This is a genomic window from Embleya sp. NPDC059237, from assembly GCF_042754105.1.
Lineage (GTDB): Bacteria > Actinomycetota > Actinomycetes > Streptomycetales > Streptomycetaceae > Embleya.
The window spans coordinates 853886-878488 of the sequence record NZ_JBHZAE010000001.1; the positions used below are offsets into that span (position 1 = coordinate 853886).

The window sequence follows — 24603 nt, forward strand, 5'->3', positions numbered from 1 at the left end:
TGGGGGCCGAAACCGGATCCCGAGGCGCCTCAAACGCTCCCCTCTCCACGCTGACCTGCGGTTTTCTTTTACGCCGAGGTCACGGCACCCCACGCCGTCCGGTTTTGGAACCCTCGCCACCCACACGCTGACCGCACGCCGAAAACACCCGGCCCACTTGGGAAGACTCCTCGGCGGACTCGACCCGAGCGCCCTCCTGCCCGCCGCTGCCGGCCGGTTTTCAGTGAGCAACACGCCCGTCTCGTCGGGAGCTTCGGGTCGGAGCCCCGCACGCCGGCGGCGGCCCACCACCGACTCCGACCGGCCCCGCACCAGCCGCCCGCAACCCAAAGCGGACCGCGCGCCGAAACCACCCGGCCCACTCCAAAACGCACCCTCGGCGAACCCGACCCGAGCACCCACCCTGCCCGCCGCTGCTGGCCGCTTTTAAGCCGACCGCCACACCCGCCTCGCCAAAAGCCCCAAGTCTCGGAGCCCCGCACGCCGGTGGCGGCCCATCACCGACTCTGGCCGGCCCCGCACCAGCCGCCCGCAACCCAAAGCGGACCGCGCGCCGAAACCACCCGGCCCACTCCAAAACGCACGCCCGGCGAACCCAACCCGAGCACCCACCCCGCCCGCCGCCGCTGGTCGCTTTTAAGCCGACCGACACACCCGTCTCGTCGGGAGCTTCGGGTCGGAGCCCCGCACGCCGGCGGCGACCCATCACCGACTCTGACCGGCCCCGCACCGGCCACCCGCAACCCAAAGCGCGACGCGCGCCGAAACCACCCGGCCCACTCAAAAACGCAAGCCCGGCGAACCCAACCCGAGTACCCACCCCGCCCGCCGCCGCTGGCCGCTTTTAAGCCGACCAACACACCCGCCCCGCCACAAGCCCCAAGTCTCGGAGCCCCGCACGCCGGCGGCGACCCACCACCGACTCAGACCCGCCCCGCACCGGCCACCCGCGACCACAAGCGCAACGGTCGCTGAGGCACGCGACCCGCTCGGGAAGGCTCCCCGGCGGACTCGACCCGAGTCCGCCCGCTCGCCTCATGGCTGCGGCCGGTCGGTGACTCCGGTTGGGTTCGCTACGGCTGCCGAAGGCTTGCGTGGGCCTCGGCCGTGGGGGGCGCTGTGGTTCGGTGGTGTCGAGTCGTCGGTCCACAAGGGGCGAGTTGTGCACAGCCCGGTTGGACAAGTCCGGTCGGGAGTGGGGCGAGCGCACGCTCGATGCATGAACGACACCGATGGGTTCGACCGTACGCCCTATGTGGCCATGTCCCCGCAGTCCGTCCTGCGGGTTCGCTCGCCGGCCGACCTCGTGGAGGCCGTGCCGTATTTGATCGGCGTGCGGCCCACCGACAGCGTGGTGCTGCTCGGGATCCTGCCGGGGGATCGGAGCCGGGTCGGGCCGGTTCTGCGGCACGATCTTCCAGCGCCCGCCGACTTCGCGAACGCTGCCCGGCACTTTGCGCGCCTGCTGGTGCGGACCGGCGCGCGCGGGGTGGCGGTGGCGATATACGCGGACGGGGAGCACGGCCGCGTGAGCGGGGCGGAGGCTGCCGGGACGTGGAGTGCGGCCGACACCGCCGGTGGATCCGATGGGTCGGGTGCGTCGCGAGTGGCCGGCTTGTCCGGTGCTTCCGGTGCTTCCGGTGCTTCCGGTGCTTCCGGTGCTTCCGGTGCTTCCGGTGCTTCCGGTGCTTCGGGTGCGTTGGGTGCTTCGGATCCGTCGGGAGGATGTGCGGCGTCAGGCGGTTCGGGTGCCCCGGTTACCCCGGAGCCCCCGGTTGCCCCCGAGGTCCCCGAGGCGTTGCCCGGCTCCCCCTCCACCCCCCTCGACGGCCTGCCCGTAGCCGTTGGTCGGTTGCGGCCCCTGTATATGGCGATTGCTCGGGAGTGTGCGGCTCTGGGGATCGAGGTTCGGGAAGCGGTGTGTGTTGCCGCCGGGCGGTGGTGGTCCTACGGGTGCGCCGATGCGCGGTGTTGTCCGATGGAAGGCACGCCCCTGCGTACCGAACGTAATTCGACCGTGGCCGCGACCGCGGTTTGGGCCGGGTTGCCGGAGCCGGCCTCGTTGGCGGAGTTGGTGCGGCTGTTTCGGCCGCCGGAGTATGCGATGCGTGAGCGGATACTGCGTGCGTATACCGACGTGCGGGGTGATCCCGCGGGCTTCGAGCCGGGGCGCACGTTGATGGCGTTGGCGGGCCACCGTCTTCGGTTTCGGGGCGGTGATACCGAGATCGAGCCGGAGGAGGCGGCGCGGCTGGTGCTGGGGCTCGGCGATGCGCGGGTGCGCGACGAGGTGATGGCCTGGCACGGGGAGACGCCGGGGGAGGCCGACGACCGCACGTTGCTCGCTCTGTGGACCGTGCTTGCCCGTCGGGCGTTCGCGCCCGCGTCCGCGCCGCCGCTCACCCTCGCCGCGTGGGCGGCCTGGACGGCGCACGACGGGGTGCTGGCCCGGGTCGCGGTGACCGGGGCGTTGCGCGCGGATCCCGGATACACCATGGCGCGGCTGCTGCACTCGGCGATCAACAGTCCGCTGAGCGCCGCCGAGGTGCGGCGGCGGATCTTCCGTGATGCCGTGACCAACCGGGCGCCGTGAGCGTTGGGGGGCCGGGGGCCGGTTGTCGAACGCGGGGGTGCGGTGCGGCTCGGCGCGTCGCCGCCGTCCGGGTGGACCGGCGCGATCACGGCCCCGCGTGGGACCTGGGAGAAGCGGGAGGCGAGAGCGGTGACGGTGAGCACGATTCCACATCCGGTCGCGCACGACGCGCTCGTCTGCGTGGACGCGCCGGGCATGGTGATCAGCGGTCGCGACGGGCAACTGCGCGGTCGGGGCGTGGAGGGCATCTACCACGACGGGCGGCGCACGCTCTCGCGCAACGTGCTGACGCTCGGCGGCATCGAGCCGGAGCCGCTGTCCGGGCACGTGGTCGCCGCGGGGACCGTGCGATATCTGGCGATGCGCCGATTCGCCGCGGACACCACGCCCGACCCCGCCCTGGTGGTCGAGCGCACCCGGTTCGCCGACGGCCGGGAGCGGATCGTGGTGCGCAACACCGGTCGCCGGTCGCTGAGCTTCCCGGTCGAGATGGTGCTGGGCGCCGACCTGATCCCGCTCGACGCGCTGCGCGCCGGATACCGGCCGGCCGAACTGCGCGCCCGGGTCGCGGCGGCGGGCCTGGGCTGGAGCGCGCCGGACGGGATGTCCGTGCGCGCGGTGACCGAGCCCGCGCCGGACACCGCGCTGGCCGCCACCGCGACGCTGCGCTGGGACGTGGCGCTGGAGCCTGCCCGCTCGTGGGCGGTCGAACTGCGCGTGCTCGCCGAGCCGGTCCCCGGCCGGTCCGGCCCGCGCGCGGTCTCGGGCCGACCGCCGTGGACCGAGCCGCGGGTGCGCTGCGACGACGTACGGGTGGCGGCCTGGGTCGACCAGGGCCTGCGCGATCTGCGGGCGTTGCTCGTGGTCCCCGATCCGGACCTGCCGACCGCGGTGCTGCCCGCCGTCGGCGCGCCCTGGCAACTCGCCCCCACCGGGCGTGACGCGCTGTGGACGGCCCGGATGTTGCTGCCGCTGGGCACCCGCTTCGCGAGCGGCGTGCTGCGGTTGCTCGCGTCGCGCCAGGGGGTGAGGTCGCGACCGGGGGTCGGCGAGGAGGTCGGGCGCATCCCGCACACCCTGGGGCGGGGCGGCGGGCCGGTGCGCTACGACTGCGCGGGCTCGACCGCGCTGTTCGTCACGCTGCTCGGCGAGGCATGGCGGTGGGGGTTGCCCGCCACCGAGACCGCCGCGCTGCTGCCCGCGTGCGGCCGCGCGCTCGGACATCTGACCCGGACGCTGGGCGAGCGGCCCGGCGACTTCGTCCGACTGGGGCCCGAGGGGCCGGCGCCGTGCGAACTCCAGGCCCAGACGTACGAGGCCGCGCGGCACGGTGCCGCGCTCCTCGACGCGCACGACCTGCCGGGCGGGCCGGCGTTGCGCGAGCGCGCCGAGCAGCTGGCCGTGGCGTTTCGCCGCGCGTTTCGGGCCGAGGACGCGGCGGGGGAGTACTACGCGGCGGCGCTCGATCCCGGCGGTCGGCCGATCCCGGTGGCCTCGTCGGCGATGGCGCACCTGCCCGGCAGCGGCATCCTGGACGAAACCGGCAGCGAGGCGGTGGCCCGTCGGCTGACCGCGCCCGACCTGGACTGCGGCTGGGGCCTACGCGGCACCTCGGCCCGTACGCCCGGCTATCACCCGCTCGCCGCGCGCGGCGGAGTGGTGCGCACCCACGACACGTGCGTGGCGGTGGCCGGGCTGGCCGAGGCCGGTCATCCCGACGCCGCACAGCGGTTGTTCGCCGGACTGCTCGACGCCGCGCCGTGGTTCCAGTACCGGCTGCCGGAGATGCACGTGGGCGAACAACGCGTCGAGGGCCACGTACCCGTGGCCCACCCGCTGGCCTGCCGCCCCCTCGCCCGTGCCGCCGGCGCGATCCTGCCGGTCCTGGTCGCCTTCGCCGGCATCCGCCCCGACGCCCCCACCGGCCGCGTCATCGTGCGCCCGGGCGGCCCCTTGGACATCGGCGAACTCGAACTGCGCGACCTGCGCATCGCCGGCGACCCCTTCACGGTCCGGGTCAACCGAGCCGGCCAACCCATCATCGAAGAGGCCCCCGAATCCCTCCAACTCTCCACGTAGCCAACCCCCGCCCGCCGGCAGCAGGAGCGACCCGGGCGGCGGCGGGATGTGGCGGCGGTGGGCCCGGGCAGAGGGCGGCGCGATGTCGGGTGTGGTGTGGCGTGGCGGGTCTCCTGGCGCGGGGCGGGGTATCCGCTGCCGTGCCGGCATCCCCGGGCCGGCCGCTGCCGCGACCCTCCGCCCGCCGCACGCGGCGTCACGCCACGATCTCGCCTTGCCCGCCGGGCCGCGGCCGCACGTGCCGCGATCGTGTTCACCACCCCGGGCCCTCATCAGGCCGCCGTCCCGCCCCAGCCCCATCGGGCCCGTGCGGACCGTGAGCCGTGGAATGCCTCATCAAGCCGGGCCCACACCTGCGCTCCCGTCGTCCGGTGCCGACGGGCACAGTCCCCGCGCTGTGTTCCGTCACGGCGGACAGCCGCCCGCGTGCCGCTGCCCCGTCGGTGACCACCCGCACCGAACCTGTCGGTCCGGGCCGGTCCGTGGTGTGGTCGTGCAGGTCCCGATCGGTACCACGCCCCGTTTCGCCCGATGTGCCACCCCGCCCGTCGGTGGGGCAATTCGGCGGCGGAACGTTGCTCCGCTTCGGTGGGAGTTCGGATGTTGTTCGAGGGGCCGGCGGGAAGGGTGAGGTTGGGGGTGGTTTTATCGTCAGCCAGACAGCTAGTGGCTTTCGGGCACTAGGATCGCTCCATGCCGCGCTCCGATACCTCGCTCTTCCCGCCCTTCGGAGTCACCGTGGATCTTGTCGTCCTCACGGTGCGCGAGCACGCTCTGAGTGCCCTGACCATTCGTCGGGGCGAGCCGCCGTTCCAGGGGGCCTGGGCGTTGCCCGGGGGATTCGTGCGCGAGGGGGAGGGGCTGGAGGCCGCCGCGGCGCGGGAGTTGGCCGAGGAGACCGGGCTGGATCGGCTGCCCGTGCACCTCGAACAACTCGCCACCTTCGGCGACCCCGGCCGGGATCCCCGGATGCGCGTGGTCAGCGTCGCCTATCTGGTCCTAGCCCCCGACCTGCCCGCGCCGCGCCCCGGCGGAGACGCGGCGGGTGCGCGCTGGTCCCCGGTCGGCGAACTGCTGGGCGACGGCGGTCGGCTCGCGTTCGACCACGCGCGGATCCTGGAGGACGGCGTGGAGCGGGCCCGGTCCAAGATCGAATACTCCTCGCTGGCCGCCGCGTTCTGCCCCGAGGAGTTCACCGTGGGCGAGCTGCGCCGGGTATACGAGTCGGTGTGGGGCGTGGCGCTGGACCCACGCAACTTCCACCGCAAGGTCACCGGCACCCCCGACTTCCTCGTGCCCACCGGCGGCACCACCACGCGCCAGGGCGGCCGCCCCGCCCAACTGTTCCGTCGCGGGTCCGCGGAGAAGCTCAACCCGCCGATGTTGCGCCCCGAAGCCTGACCGTCAACCCCCGCCTGACCGCCAAGCCCCGCCCAATCGCCAAGCCCTGATTGCGTGGCGCGGCGGACCCCCGACACACCGACCCGGCCGCACTCCTCGTCGGCGTCAGCCCTGTCCGCCCAGGTCCACTGCCATCGCGTCATACGCGAGCTGGGCGTCACGGCTGCGGTGGCGGACCAGTTGGGCGAGCAGGTCCAGCACCCTCGGCCGCAGCGCCGGCCGGCCGGCCGCGTCCTGCGGGCCGTACGCCAGGTCCGAGAGCAGGTCGTCGAGGAGCAGGCCGAGGTGGGTGTGCTCACCCCGCAGCCGCCACACCGTCGGTTCGAATCTGGGATCCGCGCGGCGCACCTCCTCGTAGAGCCCGTCGGGCCCCTCGGTGGCGGCGACGTGTTCGTACAGATCGGCCCGCAACTCGCGCAGCCCCGCACACAGCACGGCCATCCGGCGCGGACCCGCGCGGTCGGCGACCAGACCGTCACGAACGATCAACAACGCGTCGTCGAGGTCGCTCCGCCTGCGGCGGACGGCGTCCAGGACGCCCGGATCGGGAAGAGACATGCCGACCTCCAGAGACGTGCTCGGCGGTAGTTCGATGGTCCTCCCACACCCCGTGACCTGTCCAGGTTCGGGGGACTTTTCCCCAGCTCGCCGATACGGGATCAAATGCCGGGAAAATTGTGGTTTCGCCGGTATGTTGCCAAAGATCCAAAGATCTCCCACACATGGGATGACCAGGAGCGATGGCGATGGCGATGATCCAGACACGTGCGCTGACCAAGAGATACGGCGGCATCGTGGCCGTCGACGACCTTTCCTTCGACGTGCTGCCGGGCAAGGTGACCGCCCTCCTCGGGCCCAACGGCGCGGGCAAGACCACCACGCTGCGGCTGATGCTCGACCTCGAACGCGGTGGCGGCGAGACGCGGTACGACGGCCGTCGCTATCGCCGACTGCGCCGCCCCGCCACCGTGGTCGGCGCCTGCGTCGGCCCGGGTGCGGCCCACCCCGGCCGGCGCGTGCGGGCGCACCTGCGGATGCTCGCCGCGGCCGGGCGCATTCCGGCACGTCGGGTCGACGAGGTGCTGGACCTGGTCGGCCTGACCCCCGTGGCCGGCGCCCGGGCCCGGGTGCTCTCGGCCGGCGCGCTCGGCCGACTCGCGCTCGCCTCGGCGCTGCTCGGCGATCCGGACACGCTGATCCTGGACGAACCGGCCGCCGGCCTGGACCCGCAGGGGGTGCGGTGGCTGCGCGACTTCCTGCGTGCCTATGCCACCCAGGGCCGTACCGTCCTGGTCGCGGGGCACATCCTGGCCGAGACCGCGCGCTGCGCCGACCGGGTGCTGGTGATCAGCCGCGGGCGGCTGGTCGCGGACGAGTCGGCCGCCGACTTCCTGCGCCGAGGGGTGCGCACGGGGGTGGCGGTACGGACCCCGCAGGTGGCCCGGCTGTCCGCGCTGTTGCGGGCCGAGGGGGTACACACCACACGCCCCGGGGGCACCACGCTCACCGCGATCGGTGCGGATCGGGCCCGGGTCGGCGAGATCGCCTTCCGCGGCGGTGTGCTGCTGCACGAGTTGACCGAACGCGAGCCGGGCGTGGGCGATGCGTTCGCCGACGCGATCACCCGCCGCCGCGAGCGCGCGGCCGTCACGGCCGAACTCGCCCGCACCGAGCACCGCACCGAGCACCGAGCCGAGCACCGGACCGAGCACCGGACCGAGATCCCCGCCATCCACCCGCCCGAGCACCCCGCCGACGCGGTGTCCACCGAAACGGGACACCGTGCCGACCCGACACGCGCCGATCGGGTGACACAGCACCTCGCCGACCCGGTACAGACGGACGATTCGGCCTGGACCGACGACCTGGCCTGGACGGACGACCCGCTCCGCGCCGACCACCACCCGGCCGCACCCGCACCCGCACCCGCACCCGTCCCCACCCCCGGATCGCTCACCGGCCACCGCGTCGATCCCGCCCCGACGACCACGGATCACCTCACCGAAGCCCTCGCCGAGTCCACGCTCGCCCGATCCGCCCCCCGCTTCGACACCCCCACCCGCGTCGACCTCCCGCGAACCGCCCTCGCCTCCGACCCCCGACGCGCCGAACCGGCCCCGGAGGCCGCGCCCGAGGTACACCCGCTCGACGCGTCCGGGCCGCCCCCCGAGGACCCACCCGCCGCGCGTCCGCCGCGGCGTCGATTCGCCCGCGCCTGGCGCTCCGCCGACCGCGCCCGACAGACCGACGAGGTGAGGAGCGCATGAGCGCGATCCGGTACGAACTCGCGCGAGCCCGGAGCCTGCGCGCCACGTGGTGGGGCGCGTTGGCGCTGATCGCGCTCGCCGCCGGGAGCACATGGGTGGCGGTCCGCCAGGCCGGGGCCGCGCCGATCGGCTCCGGCGAGGTGGCCAACCTGCTCACCGCGGGCCCCGGCCACACCCCCGTCCTGGTCCCGGCGATCATGCTCTCGATCGCGCTGGCGTGTGCGCGCGAGCAGCGTCGCGACGCGCTGCCCACGCTCTTCCTCGCCCTGCCGCGACGCAACCGGGTGTTCCTGGCCAAGGTCGTCGGCACCGCGCTCGCCGCTGCGCTGGTCGCGGTCCTGGCGGTGGGCGCCGATCTGGCCACGGCCCGCGCGGTGTTCGGCCCGACCTTCCCGGACCTCGCGGCGATCGACCCCCCGGCGCCGCGGATCCTGGTCGGCTTCGTCGGCTACGTGGTGCTCGCCGCCGTACTCGGCCTGGGCGTCGGGGTGTTGTCCCGCGGCGCGCCGCTGGTCGCGGTCGCCGTCGCGGCGCTGCCCGCGGGCGCCGAACGGTTGATCGCGGCGGCCATTCGGGCCGGCGTTCCGCCGGCGCAGCGGGACCTGGTGCGTTACCTTCCGTTCCGCGCCGCCGACCGGATGCTCGTGGTCGGCGAGGGTGGCGGTACGTGGTCGCCGCTGGTCGACGGCGCGGTTCTGGCCGGACTCACGGGTGTGGTCGCCGTACTGGCGATGGTGACGTTCCGTCGTCGGCGGGCCTGAGGAGGGGTCCGCTTCGTGGGGTTGTGCGGGCTTCACACTTTCGGACGATCGACCCGCAAGGTAGATCACCCTTTCGTGTGTTTTTCAGTCGGGAGCGGGTTTGCAGCTCAAGCCCGACCCGTTCGAAGCCGAGATGGAGAGCGTGAGTATCGCTGCCCATCAGACAATGACCCACGCCCCGGCGAGCGGCTCGGCCGACGCGTTCCGCGCCGGCGAGCCGGGCGCCGCCGGCACCGACCCGATGTCCCGCCGGCCGTACGTGTGGGACGGACCCGACCTCGAACCGGCCCGCGCCGTCCGCAAACCCGGCGTCGGCCGGGGGCGGGGCCTGCACGGCCAACTCGTCCAGCAGCTCGGCCAGATGATCGTCGCGGGCGAGGTGGGCGCCGAACGCCCGCTGGTGCCCGAGGAGATCGGCCAGCGTTTCGAGGTCTCCCGGACCGTCGTGCGCGAATCGCTCCGGGTCCTGGAGGCCAAGGGCCTGGTCAGCGCCCGGCCCAACGTCGGCACCCGGGTGCGTCCGGTGAGCGACTGGAACCTGCTCGACCCCGACGTGATCGAGTGGCGCGCATGCGGCCCGCAGCGTGATTCGCAGCGTCGCGAATTGTTCGAACTGCGCTGGGGGATCGAGCCGCTGGCCGCGCACATGGCCGCGTGTCGCAACCACCCGGAGATCGTCCGTCGGCTCGCCGACGTCGTGGAGATCATGCAGCGGGCGGTGGCCCAGCCCGATCCGCTGACCTTCAGCCGTGCCGACGCCGAGTTCCACGGCCTGCTGCTCCAGGTCGCCGGCAACCGGATGCTCGACCACCTCGCGAGCATCCTGGCCGCCGCCCTCCAGGTGTCCGGCGGGCATGTCGCCGGGTGCGAACACCTGTCGGAGGCTTCGGTCGCGCTGCACGCGCGCCTGGTCGACGCGGTCGCCGCCGGCGACGGGGAAAGCGCCGAGACCGCCATGCGGTCGCTGCTCGCGGTACACCCCGAGGTGGACCGCCAGTTCCCCGCCCCCCGCGAGGGATGACCCGCGCCGCCGCGTCCCGGATACCGCGCATCGCCCCTTCGCCGACCCACCGCCCGGGTCGCCGGAGGGGCGCGCGTATGCCTCGGGCCCCGCTCCGATGCTTGGCCCGGTCGGCCGCCGACGGAGCGACGACCGACCCCGATCCGTCCACATGCGCACGGCAGTTCGCGACGCGGCGCGCGAGACGGGGAGAGTTCGGGGCAATCCTCCCGGTGAGGCGGTTCGCGTGCGTACTCTCGATATCTGACTCGATCCGACTCGCCGGCCCGTAATTGCCAACAGGTGGGGTTGTGAGGCAATGAACGACGACAAGGGCGGAAGCGAGCGGCCCGCGGCCGTCGACGCGGCGTTGCTCGACACCTTGAGCGCCCATGGATCCACCGCATTCGCCTTCTATGACCGGCAGTTGCGCTGTCGCCGGGTCAGCGGCGCGCTCGCCCGGATGCATCGGCGCGCCGCCGCCGATCTGCTCGGCAAACGTCCCGGCGAGGTCTCCCCGGACGCGCGGGGTCGGCGGATCGAGGCGGTGTTGTCCCGCGTGCTGGCCGACGGTGAACCCCACATCGAGCCGCACGCGACCGGCCCCGACGGCGCCGCGGACGCCCAAGATCCCGCGGACTCCGGCGACCCGGCCCGGCCGGAGCCCGTGGACGGGCACGAACGGGCTTACGAGGCACAGTGGTTGCCTGTTCCCGACCCCGCCGACCGGGACGGCCCGGCGATCGGCGTGCTGCTGGTGGTGCGCGATGTCACCGAGCAGCGTCGCTGTGAGGATTTGCTGCGCGCCGGGCAGTGGCGCACCGCCGGCCTCCAGGCGATGACCGCGCGGATCGCCGGCACCTTGAGCGTGCCCGAGGTCGAGGACGCGATCGGCGAACTCGGCGTCGGCATCGCCGCCGTGTGCTCGGAGGCGTACCTCCTCGACGAGACCACACCGGTGTACCCCTGGCCGAACGTGCCCGCGCAGCGCACCGTCGGCCGCCGCCGCGGCATGCCCGCACACTGGCCGGCGGACCTGGTGGCGGCGGTCACCGACGGCGTGGCGCGGTACACCTGCGCCGACGGCCCCGGCGCATCCCGGGCGATCCTGCCGCTGGTCGGCTCCGGCGCGCCGCTGGGCGTGCTGCGCTACACCTTCGACGACGGACGGGCGTTCGGGGCGGACGACCGCGTCTTCCTGGAGGCGTTCGCCGGGCAGTGCGCGCTCGCGGTCGAGCGGTCGCGGCTGTACGAGCGCGAACACCGCACCGCGGTCGCCCTGCAGCGCAGCCTGCTGCCGGATCGGTTACCCGCGGTGCCCGGGGTCGAGTTCGGCTTCCGCTACCTGCCGGGCGCGCCGGACTTCGAGGTCGGCGGCGACTGGTACGACGTGTTCCAACTGCCCGACGGGCGGGTGGCGATCGTGGTCGGCGACGTGATCGGCAAGGGGTTGACCGCGGCGGCCGGCATGGGCCGGGTGCGTTCGGCGCTGCGGGCGCTCGCCTTCACCGATCCCGAACCCGCCGCCGTACTCACCGGCCTGGACCGGCTGTTCACCGCCACCGAGGACGACGAGTCGCTGACCACGCTCGTCTATGCGGTGATCGACCCCAACACCGGCCTGCTCGATCTCGCCGACGCGGGGCATCTGCCGGTGGTGGTCGTCTCGGCCGACGGCAAGTCCCGACTGGTCGAGATCGGTGAGGAGTCCACACCCCTGGGGGTGGCGGAACACCGCACCCAGCACACCGTGCGCCTCGACCCCGGCGACATCCTCATCGGCTTCTCCGACGGACTCGTGGAAACGCGCGGACGCGGCATCGACGAGGGGCTGGACGACCTCGTCGACATGGCCCGAGGGGCCAACGAGGGCCTGGAGCCGCTGTTGACCGCCATCCTCGACGGACTCATCGGCGACCGGGGCCGCGACGACGACGTGACCATCCTGGGGGTGCGGATCACCGGCGGCGATTGACGCGGATCCCGCATACATCCCTCACACAGGGTGTGGCGCGCGCCGCAAGGGGGAATCGTGTGAGCTGCGCCACTGAAGGGGCGCGTAACACTTCTTCGCCTGGCCCGATGAGTACGAAGGTGGCAGCCGTTCGGGAATAGCAAAACAAGCCGAAGCGCTGACTCGAGTGCAACCGGTTTGCCGGAACCACGCGCTGTCCGCCCGAGTGTCGTTCGCTTGGCGGCGCCTGCCTGTTCACCAGGCCGTGACGCCGTCCAGATCGTCGAGAGGTTGTTTGTGTCGGCCAGCACATCCCGTTCGCTCCCGCCCGAGATCGCCGAATTCGTCAATGTGAAGTCGTTGATCGAGCGGGGTGAGGCCCAGGGGTACATCGCCAGCGACGAGGTGCGCCAGGCGTTCGAGGCCGACCAGATTCCGGCCACCCAGTGGAAGAACGTCCTGCGCAGCCTCAACCAGGTCCTCGACCAGGAGGGGGTGACCATCATGGTCAGTGCCGCGGACTCGGCGGCGCCCAAGCGCAGTCGCAAGAGCGTGGCGGCGAAGAGCGCGGCCAAGCGCACCGCGACCAAGACCGTCGTCACCAACCGCGCCGCGACCGCCCCCGTGCCGGCAACCCCCGCGCCCGGGATCTCGCCGGCGCCGACCACGAGCACCACGACACCCCACGAGAACGCCACCCCGGCCCCGATCGCCGAGGCCGCCCCGGCACCCGCCGCCGCGCCGCGCAAGGTCGCCGCGAAGAAGACCGCCGCCGGCGCCAAGAAGGCCGCGCCGAAGAAGGTCGCCGCCAAGAAGACGGCCGGCAAGGCCGGCGAAGCCGAGCCGGACGCCGAGGAGTTGCCCGACGAGCCCGACGTCGTCGTCGAGGACGCGGTCCCCGACGAGCCGGAGAGCAAGGGCTTCATCCTTTCCGACGACGAGGACGACGCGCCGGCCCAGCAGGTCGCGGCCGCGGGCGCCACCGCCGACCCGGTCAAGGACTACCTCAAGCAGATCGGCAAGGTCCCGCTGCTCAACGCCGAGCAGGAGGTCAACCTCGCCAAGCGCATCGAGGCCGGCCTGTTCGCCGAGGACAAGCTGGGCTCCGGCGAGAAGTTGCAACCCAAGCTCCGGATGGAACTGGAGATCATCGCCGAGGACGGCCGCCGGGCGAAGAACCACCTGCTCGAGGCCAACCTCCGCCTGGTGGTCTCGCTGGCCAAGCGCTACACCGGCCGCGGCATGCTCTTCCTGGACCTGATCCAGGAGGGCAACCTGGGTCTGATCCGCGCGGTGGAGAAGTTCGACTACACCAAGGGCTACAAGTTCTCCACCTACGCCACGTGGTGGATCCGGCAGGCGATCACCCGGGCCATGGCCGACCAGGCGCGGACGATCCGCATCCCGGTCCACATGGTCGAGGTGATCAACAAGCTCGCCCGCGTGCAGCGCCAGATGCTCCAGGACCTGGGCCGCGAGCCCACGCCGGAGGAACTGGCCAAGGAACTCGACATGACGCCGGAGAAGGTCATCGAGGTCCAGAAGTACGGGCGCGAGCCGATCTCGCTGCACACCCCCCTCGGCGAGGACGGGGACAGCGAGTTCGGCGACCTGATCGAGGACTCCGAGGCGGTCGTGCCCGCCGACGCGGTCAGCTTCACCCTGCTCCAGGAGCAGCTGCACTCGGTGCTCGACACGCTCTCCGAGCGCGAGGCGGGTGTGGTTTCGATGCGCTTCGGGCTCACCGACGGACAGCCCAAGACGCTGGACGAGATCGGCAAGGTCTACGGCGTCACCCGCGAGCGCATCCGGCAGATCGAGTCGAAGACGATGTCCAAGCTGCGCCACCCGTCCCGCTCCCAGGTACTGCGCGACTACCTCGACTGACGCGTCCGACACGATCGACCGTCCGCACGGCCCCGGATACACCATCCGGGGCCTTCGTGTGTGCGGATGCGGGTCAATCACCCGTTCGCAGGGGCGAAGGATTCCGGATCGTCACGCCTGGGCACCGGACACTACCTGACGGTAGCCGGCGAGAGGTTCCCCATGATGGTGCGAGCGCCCGAGCGGAACGAACGCAGCAGTTTCCGGCGGTACACACGAGGATCGACGGCCGCATTGGCCGCGATCGTGGTCGCGGCGGTCCTGACGGGGGCCGCGCCCTCCGCGCCCGCCGGGCCCCCGCGCGGTGTGGTCGGCGGGTCGCCCGCCGACACCGCGACCTATCCGTGGGCGGTGGCCCTCTCCAGTCGTGCCGAGTACGGCTCCGCGCGATCGGGGCAGTTCTGCGGTGGCACGCTGATCGCACCCACGAAGGTGCTGACCGCCGCGCACTGCATGTTCGACCAGAACGGAAAACGTGACGATCGCCCGGATCTCAAGGTGATCCAGGGCCGAACGGATCTGCGCACCACCGCGGGCCGCGAGGTCGCGGTCGGCTCGGTGTACGTGAACCCGGATTTCGACGCCGCCTGGATCTCGGGCGACTGGGCGGTGCTGACTCTGGAGGAGCCGCTGAGCACGGGCAGTGCGTCGCTGGTCGGTGCGGACGAGGACGTGTACGCCGTCGACACCCCGTCGACGGTGGTCGGCTGGGGTGACACCACGGGACGGGGCGACTACTCCCCGACGCTGCGGCAGGTCACCGTACCGCTGGTGTCCGATACCACGTGCAGTACCGCGTATCCGGGTGGGCGCTACGGCACCTACGACGCCGCGTCGATGGTGTGCGCGGGGGAGAAGCGGGGCGGCAAGGACGCGTGCAGCGCGGACAGCGGCGGACCGCTGCTGATCGGCGGCCGGGTCGCCGGGATCGTGTCCTGGGGCGATGGATGTGCACTGGCGGGCAAGCCGGGCGTGTATACCCGGGTCGCCGCGTTCGTCCGGGACATCCGGGATGCCGCCGGATTGTGAGGGATATCACGCACGTTTCGGACCCCGACCACCTGCCCTGAAGCGGGCGGGCGCGCGGGACAGACGCCGATGGCGGCCACCTCGGTGGCCGCCATCGGCGCGATGTCTGCTCGTCGGGATCTCAGAGGGTCGGCTGTTTGGTCAGTTGTCGTCGTCCGGTGCGGTAACGGGGACCGCCGTGAGGCGGTCGGTCTCGTCCTGTATCTCCACGGCCACCTTCCGAAGTTCCGGCTCGAACTTGCGGGCGTGGTGCGCACAGAACAGCAGTTCGCCGCCGCTGGAAAGGACAACCCGAAGGTATGCCTGGGCGCCGCACCGATCACAACGGTCGGCGGCCGTCAACGGACTGGCGGGTGTCAGAACCGAATTCACGTCGCCTCTTCTCTACTCGACGAAGCCTTCATCGATGTCCAACATCAAATCAGCCTCGAACGTTCCCGGGGTGATCGTGTCATGTTCAACAGCTTCTCGGCACACCCCTTTTGCAACTCGTTCCTTGTGCATAGGACGTGCCCTGTGCGCGTACGGTTCATGCCGGCCACCCGATCGGGTGGTCGAAGATGTGTTCGGATGCCGGCTAGTATGCGGCGGCGAGCCGTCGCCGGGGTGTCTTCCGGCCCCGGTAGCCTTGCTCTCCGGCGCGACGAGGGTGATCACCGGGCCCACTTTTGTGGGTTCGACACACCGCGAACGCGCCGTACGGATCGACGCGTACGCGGCGATCCGACTACTCGACTACATGCGAGGAGTTGCACCGCGTGACCGCCCAGACGACCGCGCAGTCCACCGCGCTCCTGGCGGGCGAGCCCGACCACTCGAACTACACCGCACGGCACCTCCTCGTCCTCGAGGGTCTGGACGCGGTCCGCAAGCGCCCCGGCATGTACATCGGCTCCACCGACAGTCGGGGCCTGATGCACTGTCTGTGGGAGATCATCGACAACTCGGTCGACGAGGCCCTCGGGGGCTTCGGCGACCGAATCGAGGTGCTCCTGCACGCGGACGGCTCGGTGGAGGTTCGGGACAACGGTCGCGGTATTCCCGTCGACGTGGAGCCCAAGACCGGCCTGTCCGGTGTCGAGGTCGTCATGACCAAGCTGCACGCCGGCGGCAAGTTCGGCGGCGGTTCCTACGCCGCGTCCGGCGGCCTGCACGGCGTCGGCGCATCGGTGGTCAACGCCCTGTCCGCCCGACTCGACATCGAGGTGGACCGCGGCGGGCACACCCACGCCATCTCGTTCCGCCGCGGCGTGCCCGGCGAGTTCGCCGACCTCGGTGCCGACGCTCCGTTCAGCAGTGGTAACGGACTGCGCCGGATCAAGAAGATCGCCAAGAGCAAGAGTGGGACCCGGACCCGCTACTGGGCGGACCGGCAGATCTTCCTCAAGGACGCCGCCCTCGATCTCGAACTGCTCCACGCGCGGGCCCGCCAGACCGCGTTCCTGGTGCCCGGACTGACCCTCGTTGTTCGCGACGAGCGTAATGGGGCGAATCAGGGCGAAGTAGACGAACAGGTCTTTCACTACTCCGGCGGGATCAGCGAGTTCTGCGAATACCTCGCTCCCGACCGCGCGCTTTGCGACGTGTTGCGCTTCACCGGCTCCGGCACGTTCAAGGAAACCGTGCCCGTGCTCGACGAGCAGGGACACATGGTGCCCACCGAGGTCCAGCGCGAGCTGGGCGTCGACGTGGCGCTGCGCTGGGGCACCGGCTACGACTCGACCCTGCGCTCGTTCGTGAACATCATCGCCACCCCCAAGGGCGGCACCCACGTCGCCGGGTTCGACCAGGCGCTGCGGCGCACGGTCAACGACGCGCTGCGTTCGGCCAAGCTGCTGCGCGTGGCCGAGGACGACATCACCAAGGACGACGCCACCGAGGGGCTGACCGCCGTGGTCACCGTCCGGTTGGCCGAGCCGCAGTTCGAGGGGCAGACCAAGGAGGTGCTGGGCACCTCGGCCGCCGCGCGGATCGTGCAGAACGTGGTGTCCAAGGAACTCAAGGCGTTTCTGACCTCCACCGCGCGCGACCACAAGGCGCAGGCGCGCGCCGTCCTGGAGAAGGTCGTCTCGGCGGCCCGCACCCGGATCGCCGCGCGCCAGCACAAGGAGGCCCAGCGTCGCAAAACGGCGCTGGAGACCTCGGCGCTGCCCGCCAAGCTGGCCGACTGCCGCAGCGACGACGTCGACCGCAGCGAGTTGTTCATCGTCGAGGGCGACTCCGCCCTCGGCACCGCCAAGCTCGCCCGCAACTCGGAGTTCCAGGCCCTCCTGCCGATTCGGGGCAAGATCCTGAACGTGCAGAAGGCGTCCGTCTCGGACATGCTCAAGAACGCCGAGTGCGCCGCGATCATCCAGGTGATAGGGGCCGGCTCGGGGCGCACCTTCGACATCGACCAGGCCCGCTACGGCAAGATCATCTTCATGGCCGACGCCGACGTCGACGGCTCGCACATCCGCTGTCTGCTGTTGACCCTCTTCCAGCGCTACATGCGCCCGATGGTCGAGGCCGGCCGGGTGTTCGCCGCGGTCCCGCCGCTGCACCGGATCGAGTTGTCCCGGCCGAAGAAGGGTCAGGACAAGTACGTCTACACCTACTCCGACGGTGAACTGCGGCGCACGCTGCTCGAGTTCGAGCGCAAGGGCGTGGCCTGGAAGGATCCGGTCCAGCGCTACAAGGGCCTGGGCGAGATGGACGCCGATCAGCTCGCGGAGACCACGGTCGACCCCCGACACCGCACCCTGCGCCGGATCAACCTCGGCGATCTGGAGGCGGCGGAGCGGGTGTTCGACCTGCTGATGGGCAACGAGGTCGCGCCGCGCAAGGAGTTCATCACCAACTCCGCGTCGCTGCTCGACCGGTCACGCATCGACGCCTGATCGAGGGCCCTCGGACCGGGGATCCCGGTGCGAGGACTCCCGACGCACACACGCCGGGCCCGGTGGGATTCGTCCCATCGGGCCCGGCTTTTTCATGATCGGGACATCCGGGCCAAACGGCCCGTATATCTGCGATAGAAGGACGAATGTCACTCATTGGCGTGTGACCGACCGCTCTCCCGTATCGGCGGAGCTCGACCCCTCGTTGGCCAGACGATTCCACGACGCATGGCGGCGCCAGGAGTGCGGCCGTGCCGGTGGTTCATCCGTACAGGTGAATCGCGCAGAACCTGGCCGTGCAGCCCGCGCCCGCTGCCCATGCTGAACACCAGTCCCATCGAACGCCTGTGTCGGCGCTCGGGCCGGGAGGCATCGCGCGGTTCGGCGATCGACGAGGAGAGCTACGGTGACGACCAGTTCGTACCGACCCACGCCCACCCTGGGTGTGCCGTTCGGCGACCCGGAGCCGGATCCGGGGGCGGAGATCTACCTGCGCGTGCAGGCGAGCCCCGAGTTCCAGGAGATTCGGCGCCGCTACCGCGACTTCGTCTTCCCGATGTCGCTGGCCTTCCTCGCGTGGTACCTGCTCTACGTGTTCGCGTCCACGTTCGCGCGGCACTTCATGGCGCACCGCCTCCTGGGCACGTTCAACGTCGCGCTGGCGTTCGGGCTGCTCCAGTTCGCGAGCACCTTCCTGATCACGTGGGCGTACGCGCGCAACGCCCGGACCAAGCGCGACCGCGCGGCGCTGAACCTGCGCTGGGAGACCCAGGAGATGTTCCGATGACCGGCCCGCACCTGGCCGCCGCCGCCGGCCATCGCGGCCTGACCGGCCTGCTGTTCGTGGTCTTCGTGCTGATCACCCTCGGCATCACCGTGTGGGCCAGCCGCAACAACCGCACGGCGAACGACTTCTACGCCGGCGGGCGGGAGTTCTCCGCCGCGCAGAACGGGCTCGCGATCGCGGGCGACTACATGTCGGCGGCGTCCTTCCTGGGCATCGCCGGGTTGATCGCGCTGTTCGGCTACGACGGCTTTCTGTACTCGATCGGCTTCCTGGTCGCGTGGCTGGTCGTGCTCATGCTCGTGGCCGAACTCGTGCGCAACTGCGGCCGGTTCACCATGGCCGACGTGGTGGCGTTCCGGATGAGCCGCAAACCGGTGCGCACCGCCGCCGGCGCCGCGACGATCGTGGTCTCGATCTTCTACCTGATCGCCCAGATGGTCGGCGCGGGCACGCTGGTGGCGCTGCTGCTCGGCGACAGCGGCGGCTCGGCGCAGACCTGGACGATCGTCGGGGTCGGCGCGCTGATGGTGGTCTACGTGACCTTCGGCGGGATGAAGGGCACCACCTGGATCCAGATCGTCAAGGCGGTGTTGCTGCTCGGCGGCGCGATCTTGATGACCCTGCTGGTCCTGTGGCGTTTCCACTTCGATCTCGACGCGTTGCTGCACACCGCCGCGCACACCAGCGGCCACGGGCAGCAGTTCCTCGAGCCGGGCCTGAAGTACGGGAAGAACCTGACCAGCCGGCTGGACTTCATCAGCCTGGCCATCGCCCTCGTGCTCGGCACGGCGGGGCTGCCGCACATCCTGGTGCGGTTCTACACCGTGCCCACCGCGCGGGCCGCGCGGCACTCGGTGATGTGGGCGATCGGGTTGATCGGCACGTTCTACCTGCTCACCATCGTGCTCGGGTTCGGCGCGGCGGCGGTGCTCGGGTCGGACCGGATCCGCAAGTCGAACGCGGCGGGCAACACCGCGCTGCCGCTGCTCGCGGAGGAACTGGGCGGCGGGCCGGACACGTTCGGCGGTGTGGTGCTGCTCGCGGTGATCGCGGCGGTGGCGTTCGCGACCATCCTGGCGGTGGTGGCCGGGCTGACCCTGGCCTCCTCGGCGTCGTTCGCGCACGACCTGTACACGAACGTGATCCGCAAGGAGGCGACCGACGAGAAGAGCGAACTGCGGGCGGCGCGGTTGTCCGCGATCGTGATCGGCGGGATCGCGATCGGGCTGAGCCTGTCCGCGCAGAAACTCAACGTCGCCTTCCTGGTCGCGCTCGCTTTTGCGGTGGCCGCCTCGGCGAATCTGCCCACGTTGCTCTACACGCTGTTCTGGCGGCGGTTCAACACCAACGGCACGGTATGGGCGATCTACGGCGGGCTCGGCTCGGCGCTGGTGCTCGTGCTGTTCTCGCCGGTGGTCTCCGGGGGCAAGACGCCGCTGGTGACCGGCGTCGACTTCCACTGGTTCCCGCTGGAGAACCCGGGGATCGTGTCCATCCCGATCGGCTTCCTGTGCGGCTGGATCGGCACGTTGCGCTCGGACGAGGAGGCGGACGCGGCGAAGTACGCCGAGATGGAGGTGCGTTCGCTGACCGGGGCGGGCGCCTACTGAGACCGGGCCGGGCGCCTACCGACGCGCGGTCGCCGCCACCCTGGCCCGCATGCTGGTCGGGAGGCCGCCGCCCTTGCCGCAGCTCTCCGGCCGGGCCGGGGTCTCCTCGCGCGGGTTCACCACGACGGTCCAGCGGCGCCCGTCGACGTGGTGGACGAGCACGGTCCAACCGCCGTCGTCCTCGGCCCGCTCGTCGTGCACCGACAGCGTGTCGGCCCGGCGCTCGCCGCATTCCTCCCGGACCGCGAGTTCGGCGGCCTGGCCGGCGCGGGACCAGGTGGCCCGGCCCCGGCAGTGCTCCGGCGCGATCTCGCCGCGGCGTGCGGCGGTGAGCACGGCGCCGGCCGCGACGGGGTCCAGGCGGCCGTACAGGTAGCCCTGGGGCAGCACCACGGCGGTCGGGGCGAATCGGTGCCCGCCCAGGTGGGTGGCCTCCCACGTGGCCTCCGGGAAGCTCGTGGCGAGGGCGGCGGCCAGCGGGCGGCCCTCGACCGCGCAGCAGCGGTCGCGCTTGCCGTTCGTACACACCAGCATCAGCGGCTCGGCGACCGGTTCGCCCACCGAGGGCTCGACCGGTCCGGCGAGCGCGGCGAGGTCGTGGGCGAGCAACTCGGTGACGTTGCTCACGCGCAGTCGGCGCAGCCAGGTCGCGCCCGGTTCGGTCCAGGCCAGGAAGACGGTGCGCGGTGCGTCGGGCTCGGCCGGCTCCGCTTCGGCCCGCGCGCCCGTCTCGTCGGGCCTGCGGATCAGCGTCGCGCGAAAGCCCGCCCGTGCCGCGCGCGCCTCCAGTTCGCGACCCACGCCGTCGGCCAGGCCCCGGCTGTCCACCAGCGCCTTCGCCGCCCACGGCCCGGGATGCTCGATCAGCAACCATCCGCGCGTGGTGGGAGCGGTGCCGGCCATCGGCTCGGCCAGTTCGTGCGAGAGAAAGACGCAGGTTTCCACGACCGTGCACGGTACAACCGCGACGGGGGCGGCCGGCGGATCGGCCCCGCCCCGGGCGCCACGATCGGGTGATCCCGGTACGGTTGTTGCACACGGTAACGATGGGAGGCGGCCATGCCCCAGGGACGGACCGACGGGAGCCCGGCGATAGCCGGCTTCACGTTGGACGACGCGGTGGCGCTCGCCAGGGCCGCGCACGACGGTCAGTTGGACAAGGGTGGTCACCCGTACATCACGCACCCGCTGCGGGTGATGCAGCACGTCGAGGGGACCTACACGCGGATGGCGGCAGTCCTGCACGATGTGATCGAGGACACGCCGGTGGGTGCGGACGACCTGCGCGCCGCCGGTGTGCCGGAGCAGGTCGTGGTCGCGGTGATCGCGCTGTCCAAGCTGCCCGGCGAGCCGCTGGAGCGCAGCATGGCCCGCGCGGCGGCGGACCCGATCGCGTTGGTGGTCAAGCGGGCGGACATCGCGGACAACCGGTCCGAGGCCCGCCTGGGTCAGCTCGATCCGGCGACGCAGGTGAGACTGCGCAAGAAGTACACGCGCTCGATCGAACTTCTGGAGAAGTTCGCGGCGCGCTGAGCGGGCGTCCCGGCCGTGGTCGGGACGCCCCGGGACGGGAGAGGCCCCCGCGGCGAGGGACGCCGCGGGGGCCCGTTTCGTGGGAGCCGGCCCGTGGGGCGGGCTCCTCGGTCAGACCGCGCCGGGCGGGCCGCCGACCACTTCGACGTGCTTGGCCAGCGGGGTGCCCGAGCCGTCCCGACGCGGGTCCGGGGTGGGCAGCTCGACCGGCTGTCCCTTGGCGTCGGAGCCGCGCGCCGGCGCCGGGCCCGCCCAGGCCAGGCGCAGCGTGGTCTCGCCCTTGAGGAAGCGCTGACAGCGCACCCCGCCGGTGGCCCGGCCCTTGCGCGGATACTCGGCGAACGGGGTGACCTTGCAGGTGCCGTGTTCCGCGCCGAACAGTGCGTCGCCGCTGTACGCGGCCACGGTGACCACCACCGCGTCGGCGCCCGGGTCGACCGCGGTGAACGAGAGCACGGACTGCCGGTCGCCGAGCTTGATGCCGGCCATGCCGCCGGCCGGGCGGCCCTGGGGCCGGACCATGGACGCCTGGAAGCGCAGCAGCTGCGCGTCGTCGGTGATGAAGACCAGGTCCTCCTCGCCGGTGCGCAACTCGACCGCGCCGATGATCGAGTCGCCTTCGCGCAGCGCGATCACCTCCAGGTCGTCCTTGTTGGCCGGATAGTCCGGCACGACCCGCTTGACCACCCCCTGCGCGGTGCCGAGCGCGAGCCCGGGGGAGTCGGCGGAGAGCGTGGTCAGGCACACCACACGCTCTTCGGACTCCAGGGAGACGAACTCGGACAGCGGGGCACCGCCGGCCAGGTTCGGCGCTGTCGCGGTCTCCGGGAGTGCGGGCAGGTCGACCACGTTGATCCGCAGCAGCCGGCCGGTACTGGTGACCGCGCCGACCTCGCCGCGCACCGTCGCGGCGACCGAGGAGACCACCAGGTCGTGTTTGGCCCGGCCCCCCTCGGGCGGCAGCGGGCCGCCGGTGGAGGTGCGGGCCAGCAGGCCGGTCGAGGACAGCAGGACCGTGCACGGCGCGTCGGTGACCTGCAGCGGGACCGCCGCGGCGGGGACGTCGGCCGATTCGAGCAGGACCGTGCGGCGCGGCGTGCCGTACTTCTTGGACACCGCGGCCAACTCGTCGGAGACGACCTTTCGCAACAGCTTGTCGTCGTCCAGGATCTTGGTCAGCTCGGCGATCTCGGCGCGCAGCCGCTCCTGCTCGGCCTCCAGTTCGATCCGGTCGAACCGGGTGAGCCGGCGCAGCGGGGTGTCCAGGATGTAGGACGCCTGGATGTCGGACAGCGAGAAGGTCTCCATCAGGCGTTCCTTCGCCTGGGCGGAGTTGTCGCTGGAGCGGATCAGCTCGATCACGCGGTCGATGTCGATCAGCGCGACCAGCAGGCCGTCGACCAGGTGCAGACGCTCCTGGCGCTTGCGGCGGCGGAACTCGCTGCGCCGGCGGACCACCTCGAAGCGGTGGTCCACGTAGACCTGGAGCAGTTCCTTCAGACCCAGGGTGAGCGGCTGACCGTCGACCAGGGCGACGTTGTTGATGCCGAACGTCTCCTCCATCGGCGTCAGCTTGTAGAGCTGCTGGAGGATCGCCTCGGGGTTGAAGCCGTTCTTGATCTCGATGACCAGGCGCAAGCCGTGCGAGCGGTCGGTGAGGTCCTTCAGGTCGGCGATGCCCTGGACCTTCTTGGACTGCACCAGCTCCTTGATCTTGGCGATCACCCGCTCCGGGCCGACGTTGTACGGCAGTTCGGTGACCACGATGCCCTTGCGGCGCGCGGTGACCGACTCGACCGTGGCGGTCGCCCGGATCTTGAAGGTGCCGCGGCCCTTCTCGTAGGCGTCGCGGACACCGCCGAGGCCGACGATCCGACCGCCGGTGGGCAGGTCGGGGCCGGGCACGTGGCGCATCAGGTCGTCGAGGTCGGCGGTGGGGTGGCGGATCAGGTGCCGGGCGGCGGCGACCACCTCGACCAGGTTGTGCGGCGGCATGTTGGTCGCCATGCCGACCGCGATCCCGGACGCGCCGTTGACGAGCAGGTTCGGGAACGCGGCGGGCAGCACGCCCGGTTCCTGCTCCTGGCCGTCGTAGTTGGGGCCGAAGTCGACGACGTCCTCGTCGATCGAGTCGACCATCAACATCGCGGCCGTGGACAGCCGGGACTCGGTGTAGCGCATCGCGGCGGGCGGGTCGTCGCCGCCGAGGGAGCCGAAGTTCCCGTGGCCGTCGATCAGCGGCAGGCGCATCGAGAACGGCTGCGCCATGCGCACCAGGGTGTCGTAGATGGGGCCGTCACCGTGCGGGTGCAGCTTGCCCATCACCTCGCCCACGACGCGGGCGCACTTGACGTAGCCCTTGTCGGGGCGAAGGCCCATCTCGGCGGCCTGGTACAGGATGCGGCGATGTACGGGCTTGAGCCCGTCGCGGGCGTCCGGCAGTGCCCGCGAGTAGATCACCGAGTAGGCGTACTCCAGGAAGGAGCCCTGCATCTCGTCGACGACGTCGATGTCGAGGATGCGTTCCTCGAAGTCGTCGGGTGGCTGCGGACCGGAGGTTTTCGTACTACGGCGGGCCATGCGCGGCGTTGCTCCTTTGCTTCTTCGGGCCGGCGCCGGGCCGTGTCTCCCGTGTCCGCCCGAGGGCGGCGCGGCCGGGGACGGCCCGCACGGCGTGCCCATTGTGGCGCGCCGGTGCGACAAGTGAGTGCATCGACCCGGGTGACAGCGTGCTTGGGGGCCGTGCGAGGGGGGAAGGACAGCCCTTTGGCCCACGGTTGTGCCGCAGTTCCCGGCCGCCGTTCGAGCAGGAGGAAGAAAGGT

General features: G+C 71.8%; 17 protein-coding genes. 13 read left to right on the forward strand and 4 right to left on the reverse strand.

Features of this window, described 5'->3' with window-relative positions; all coding sequences use genetic code 11:
* The first annotated feature begins 1261 nt into the window (after positions 1–1261).
* The 3 genes from ACFXKZ_RS03770 to ACFXKZ_RS03780 all read left to right on the forward strand — a co-directional run bounded on the left by ACFXKZ_RS03770 (position 1262) and on the right by ACFXKZ_RS03780 (position 6073).
* Positions 1262–2593, forward strand: coding sequence for a DUF4192 domain-containing protein (locus tag ACFXKZ_RS03770; protein WP_379997288.1), 1332 nt, complete (start codon positions 1262–1264; stop codon positions 2591–2593).
* Positions 2594–2728: 135 nt separating this feature from the next.
* A complete protein-coding gene (locus ACFXKZ_RS03775) occupies positions 2729–4672 on the forward strand; it encodes a glycogen debranching N-terminal domain-containing protein (protein ID WP_379996011.1) in 1944 nt (647 codons plus the stop codon).
* 693 nt (positions 4673–5365) lie between these two features.
* Positions 5366–6073: an NUDIX domain-containing protein gene (locus tag ACFXKZ_RS03780; protein WP_379996014.1), complete on the forward strand. Its 708-nt coding sequence runs from the start codon at positions 5366–5368 to the stop codon at positions 6071–6073.
* Between the two features lie 105 nt (positions 6074–6178).
* Here the strand turns inward: ACFXKZ_RS03780 and ACFXKZ_RS03785 are convergent, their stop codons facing one another.
* Positions 6179–6631 (reverse strand): hypothetical protein, encoded by a 453-nt coding sequence (locus ACFXKZ_RS03785; protein WP_379996016.1) that lies wholly within the window; start codon positions 6629–6631, stop codon positions 6179–6181.
* Positions 6632–6819: 188 nt separating this feature from the next.
* Between ACFXKZ_RS03785 and ACFXKZ_RS03790 the strand changes: the two genes are divergently transcribed.
* The 6 genes from ACFXKZ_RS03790 to ACFXKZ_RS03815 all read left to right on the forward strand — a co-directional run bounded on the left by ACFXKZ_RS03790 (position 6820) and on the right by ACFXKZ_RS03815 (position 14971).
* Entirely contained in the window at positions 6820–8340 is a 1521-nt protein-coding gene (locus ACFXKZ_RS03790; protein ID WP_379996018.1) for an ABC transporter ATP-binding protein, read from the forward strand.
* Positions 8337–9101 (forward strand): hypothetical protein, encoded by a 765-nt coding sequence (locus ACFXKZ_RS03795; protein ID WP_379996020.1) that lies wholly within the window; start codon positions 8337–8339, stop codon positions 9099–9101. Before ACFXKZ_RS03790 ends, ACFXKZ_RS03795 begins: the two co-directional genes overlap by 4 nt.
* A gap of 166 nt (positions 9102–9267) precedes the next feature.
* A complete protein-coding gene (locus ACFXKZ_RS03800; RefSeq protein ID WP_379996022.1) occupies positions 9268–10122 on the forward strand; it encodes a FadR/GntR family transcriptional regulator in 855 nt (284 codons plus the stop codon).
* Between the two features lie 298 nt (positions 10123–10420).
* On the forward strand, positions 10421–12076 hold the full coding sequence (locus ACFXKZ_RS03805) for a SpoIIE family protein phosphatase (protein ID WP_379996025.1): 1656 nt from the start codon (positions 10421–10423) through the stop codon (positions 12074–12076).
* 270 nt (positions 12077–12346) lie between these two features.
* Entirely contained in the window at positions 12347–13942 is a 1596-nt protein-coding gene (locus ACFXKZ_RS03810) for an RNA polymerase sigma factor (RefSeq protein ID WP_379996027.1), read from the forward strand.
* A gap of 234 nt (positions 13943–14176) precedes the next feature.
* Complete coding sequence (locus tag ACFXKZ_RS03815) at positions 14177–14971, forward strand: S1 family peptidase (protein ID WP_379996029.1); 795 nt, start codon at positions 14177–14179, stop codon at positions 14969–14971.
* A 141-nt stretch (positions 14972–15112) separates the two neighbouring features.
* On the opposite strand, the gene ACFXKZ_RS03820 is transcribed toward ACFXKZ_RS03815, so the two are convergent.
* Positions 15113–15343: a hypothetical protein gene (locus ACFXKZ_RS03820; protein WP_020555816.1), complete on the reverse strand. Its 231-nt coding sequence runs from the start codon at positions 15341–15343 to the stop codon at positions 15113–15115.
* Positions 15344–15729: 386 nt separating this feature from the next.
* Here ACFXKZ_RS03820 and ACFXKZ_RS03825 point away from each other — a divergent pair, with 386 nt between their 5' ends.
* The 3 genes from ACFXKZ_RS03825 (at position 15730) to ACFXKZ_RS03835 (ending at position 20247) form a co-directional block, all read left to right on the forward strand.
* Positions 15730–17850 (forward strand): type IIA DNA topoisomerase subunit B, encoded by a 2121-nt coding sequence (locus ACFXKZ_RS03825; RefSeq protein WP_379996031.1) that lies wholly within the window; start codon positions 15730–15732, stop codon positions 17848–17850.
* A 406-nt stretch (positions 17851–18256) separates the two neighbouring features.
* Positions 18257–18637 (forward strand): DUF485 domain-containing protein, encoded by a 381-nt coding sequence (locus ACFXKZ_RS03830; RefSeq protein ID WP_379996033.1) that lies wholly within the window; start codon positions 18257–18259, stop codon positions 18635–18637.
* Positions 18634–20247, forward strand: coding sequence for a cation acetate symporter (locus ACFXKZ_RS03835; protein ID WP_379996035.1), 1614 nt, complete (start codon positions 18634–18636; stop codon positions 20245–20247). Before ACFXKZ_RS03830 ends, ACFXKZ_RS03835 begins: the two co-directional genes overlap by 4 nt.
* A 15-nt stretch (positions 20248–20262) precedes the next feature.
* Here ACFXKZ_RS03835 and ACFXKZ_RS03840 read toward each other — a convergent pair whose 3' ends face one another.
* Positions 20263–21192, reverse strand: a complete 930-nt coding sequence (locus tag ACFXKZ_RS03840; RefSeq protein ID WP_379996037.1) for a sucrase ferredoxin — start codon at positions 21190–21192, stop codon at positions 20263–20265.
* 114 nt (positions 21193–21306) lie between these two features.
* Here ACFXKZ_RS03840 and ACFXKZ_RS03845 point away from each other — a divergent pair, with 114 nt between their 5' ends.
* A complete protein-coding gene (locus tag ACFXKZ_RS03845) occupies positions 21307–21780 on the forward strand; it encodes an HD domain-containing protein (RefSeq protein ID WP_379996039.1) in 474 nt (157 codons plus the stop codon).
* A gap of 111 nt (positions 21781–21891) precedes the next feature.
* Here ACFXKZ_RS03845 and ACFXKZ_RS03850 read toward each other — a convergent pair whose 3' ends face one another.
* Positions 21892–24360 carry a DNA topoisomerase (ATP-hydrolyzing) subunit A gene (locus ACFXKZ_RS03850; RefSeq protein WP_379996041.1) on the reverse strand — a complete coding sequence of 823 codons (2469 nt, stop codon included), beginning with the start codon at positions 24358–24360 and terminating at the stop codon, positions 21892–21894.
* Positions 24361–24603: the final 243 nt, after the last annotated feature.

Excerpts from the sequence above, each read along its gene's own strand:
- ACFXKZ_RS03770 (WP_379997288.1), top strand. The coding sequence starts at position 1,262 with ATGTCCCCGCAGTCCGTCCTGCGGGTTCGCTCGCCGGCCGACCTCGTG.
- ACFXKZ_RS03800 (WP_379996022.1), top strand. The coding sequence starts at position 9,268 with ATGACCCACGCCCCGGCGAGCGGCTCGGCCGACGCGTTCCGCGCCGGC.
- ACFXKZ_RS03790 (WP_379996018.1), top strand. The coding sequence starts at position 6,820 with ATGGCGATGATCCAGACACGTGCGCTGACCAAGAGATACGGCGGCATC.
- ACFXKZ_RS03785 (WP_379996016.1), bottom strand. The coding sequence starts at position 6,631 with ATGTCTCTTCCCGATCCGGGCGTCCTGGACGCCGTCCGCCGCAGGCGG.
- ACFXKZ_RS03845 (WP_379996039.1), top strand. The coding sequence starts at position 21,307 with ATGCCCCAGGGACGGACCGACGGGAGCCCGGCGATAGCCGGCTTCACG.
- ACFXKZ_RS03805 (WP_379996025.1), top strand. The coding sequence starts at position 10,421 with ATGAACGACGACAAGGGCGGAAGCGAGCGGCCCGCGGCCGTCGACGCG.
- ACFXKZ_RS03850 (WP_379996041.1), bottom strand. The coding sequence starts at position 24,360 with ATGGCCCGCCGTAGTACGAAAACCTCCGGTCCGCAGCCACCCGACGAC.
- ACFXKZ_RS03780 (WP_379996014.1), top strand. The coding sequence starts at position 5,366 with ATGCCGCGCTCCGATACCTCGCTCTTCCCGCCCTTCGGAGTCACCGTG.
- ACFXKZ_RS03795 (WP_379996020.1), top strand. The coding sequence starts at position 8,337 with ATGAGCGCGATCCGGTACGAACTCGCGCGAGCCCGGAGCCTGCGCGCC.
- ACFXKZ_RS03835 (WP_379996035.1), top strand. The coding sequence starts at position 18,634 with ATGACCGGCCCGCACCTGGCCGCCGCCGCCGGCCATCGCGGCCTGACC.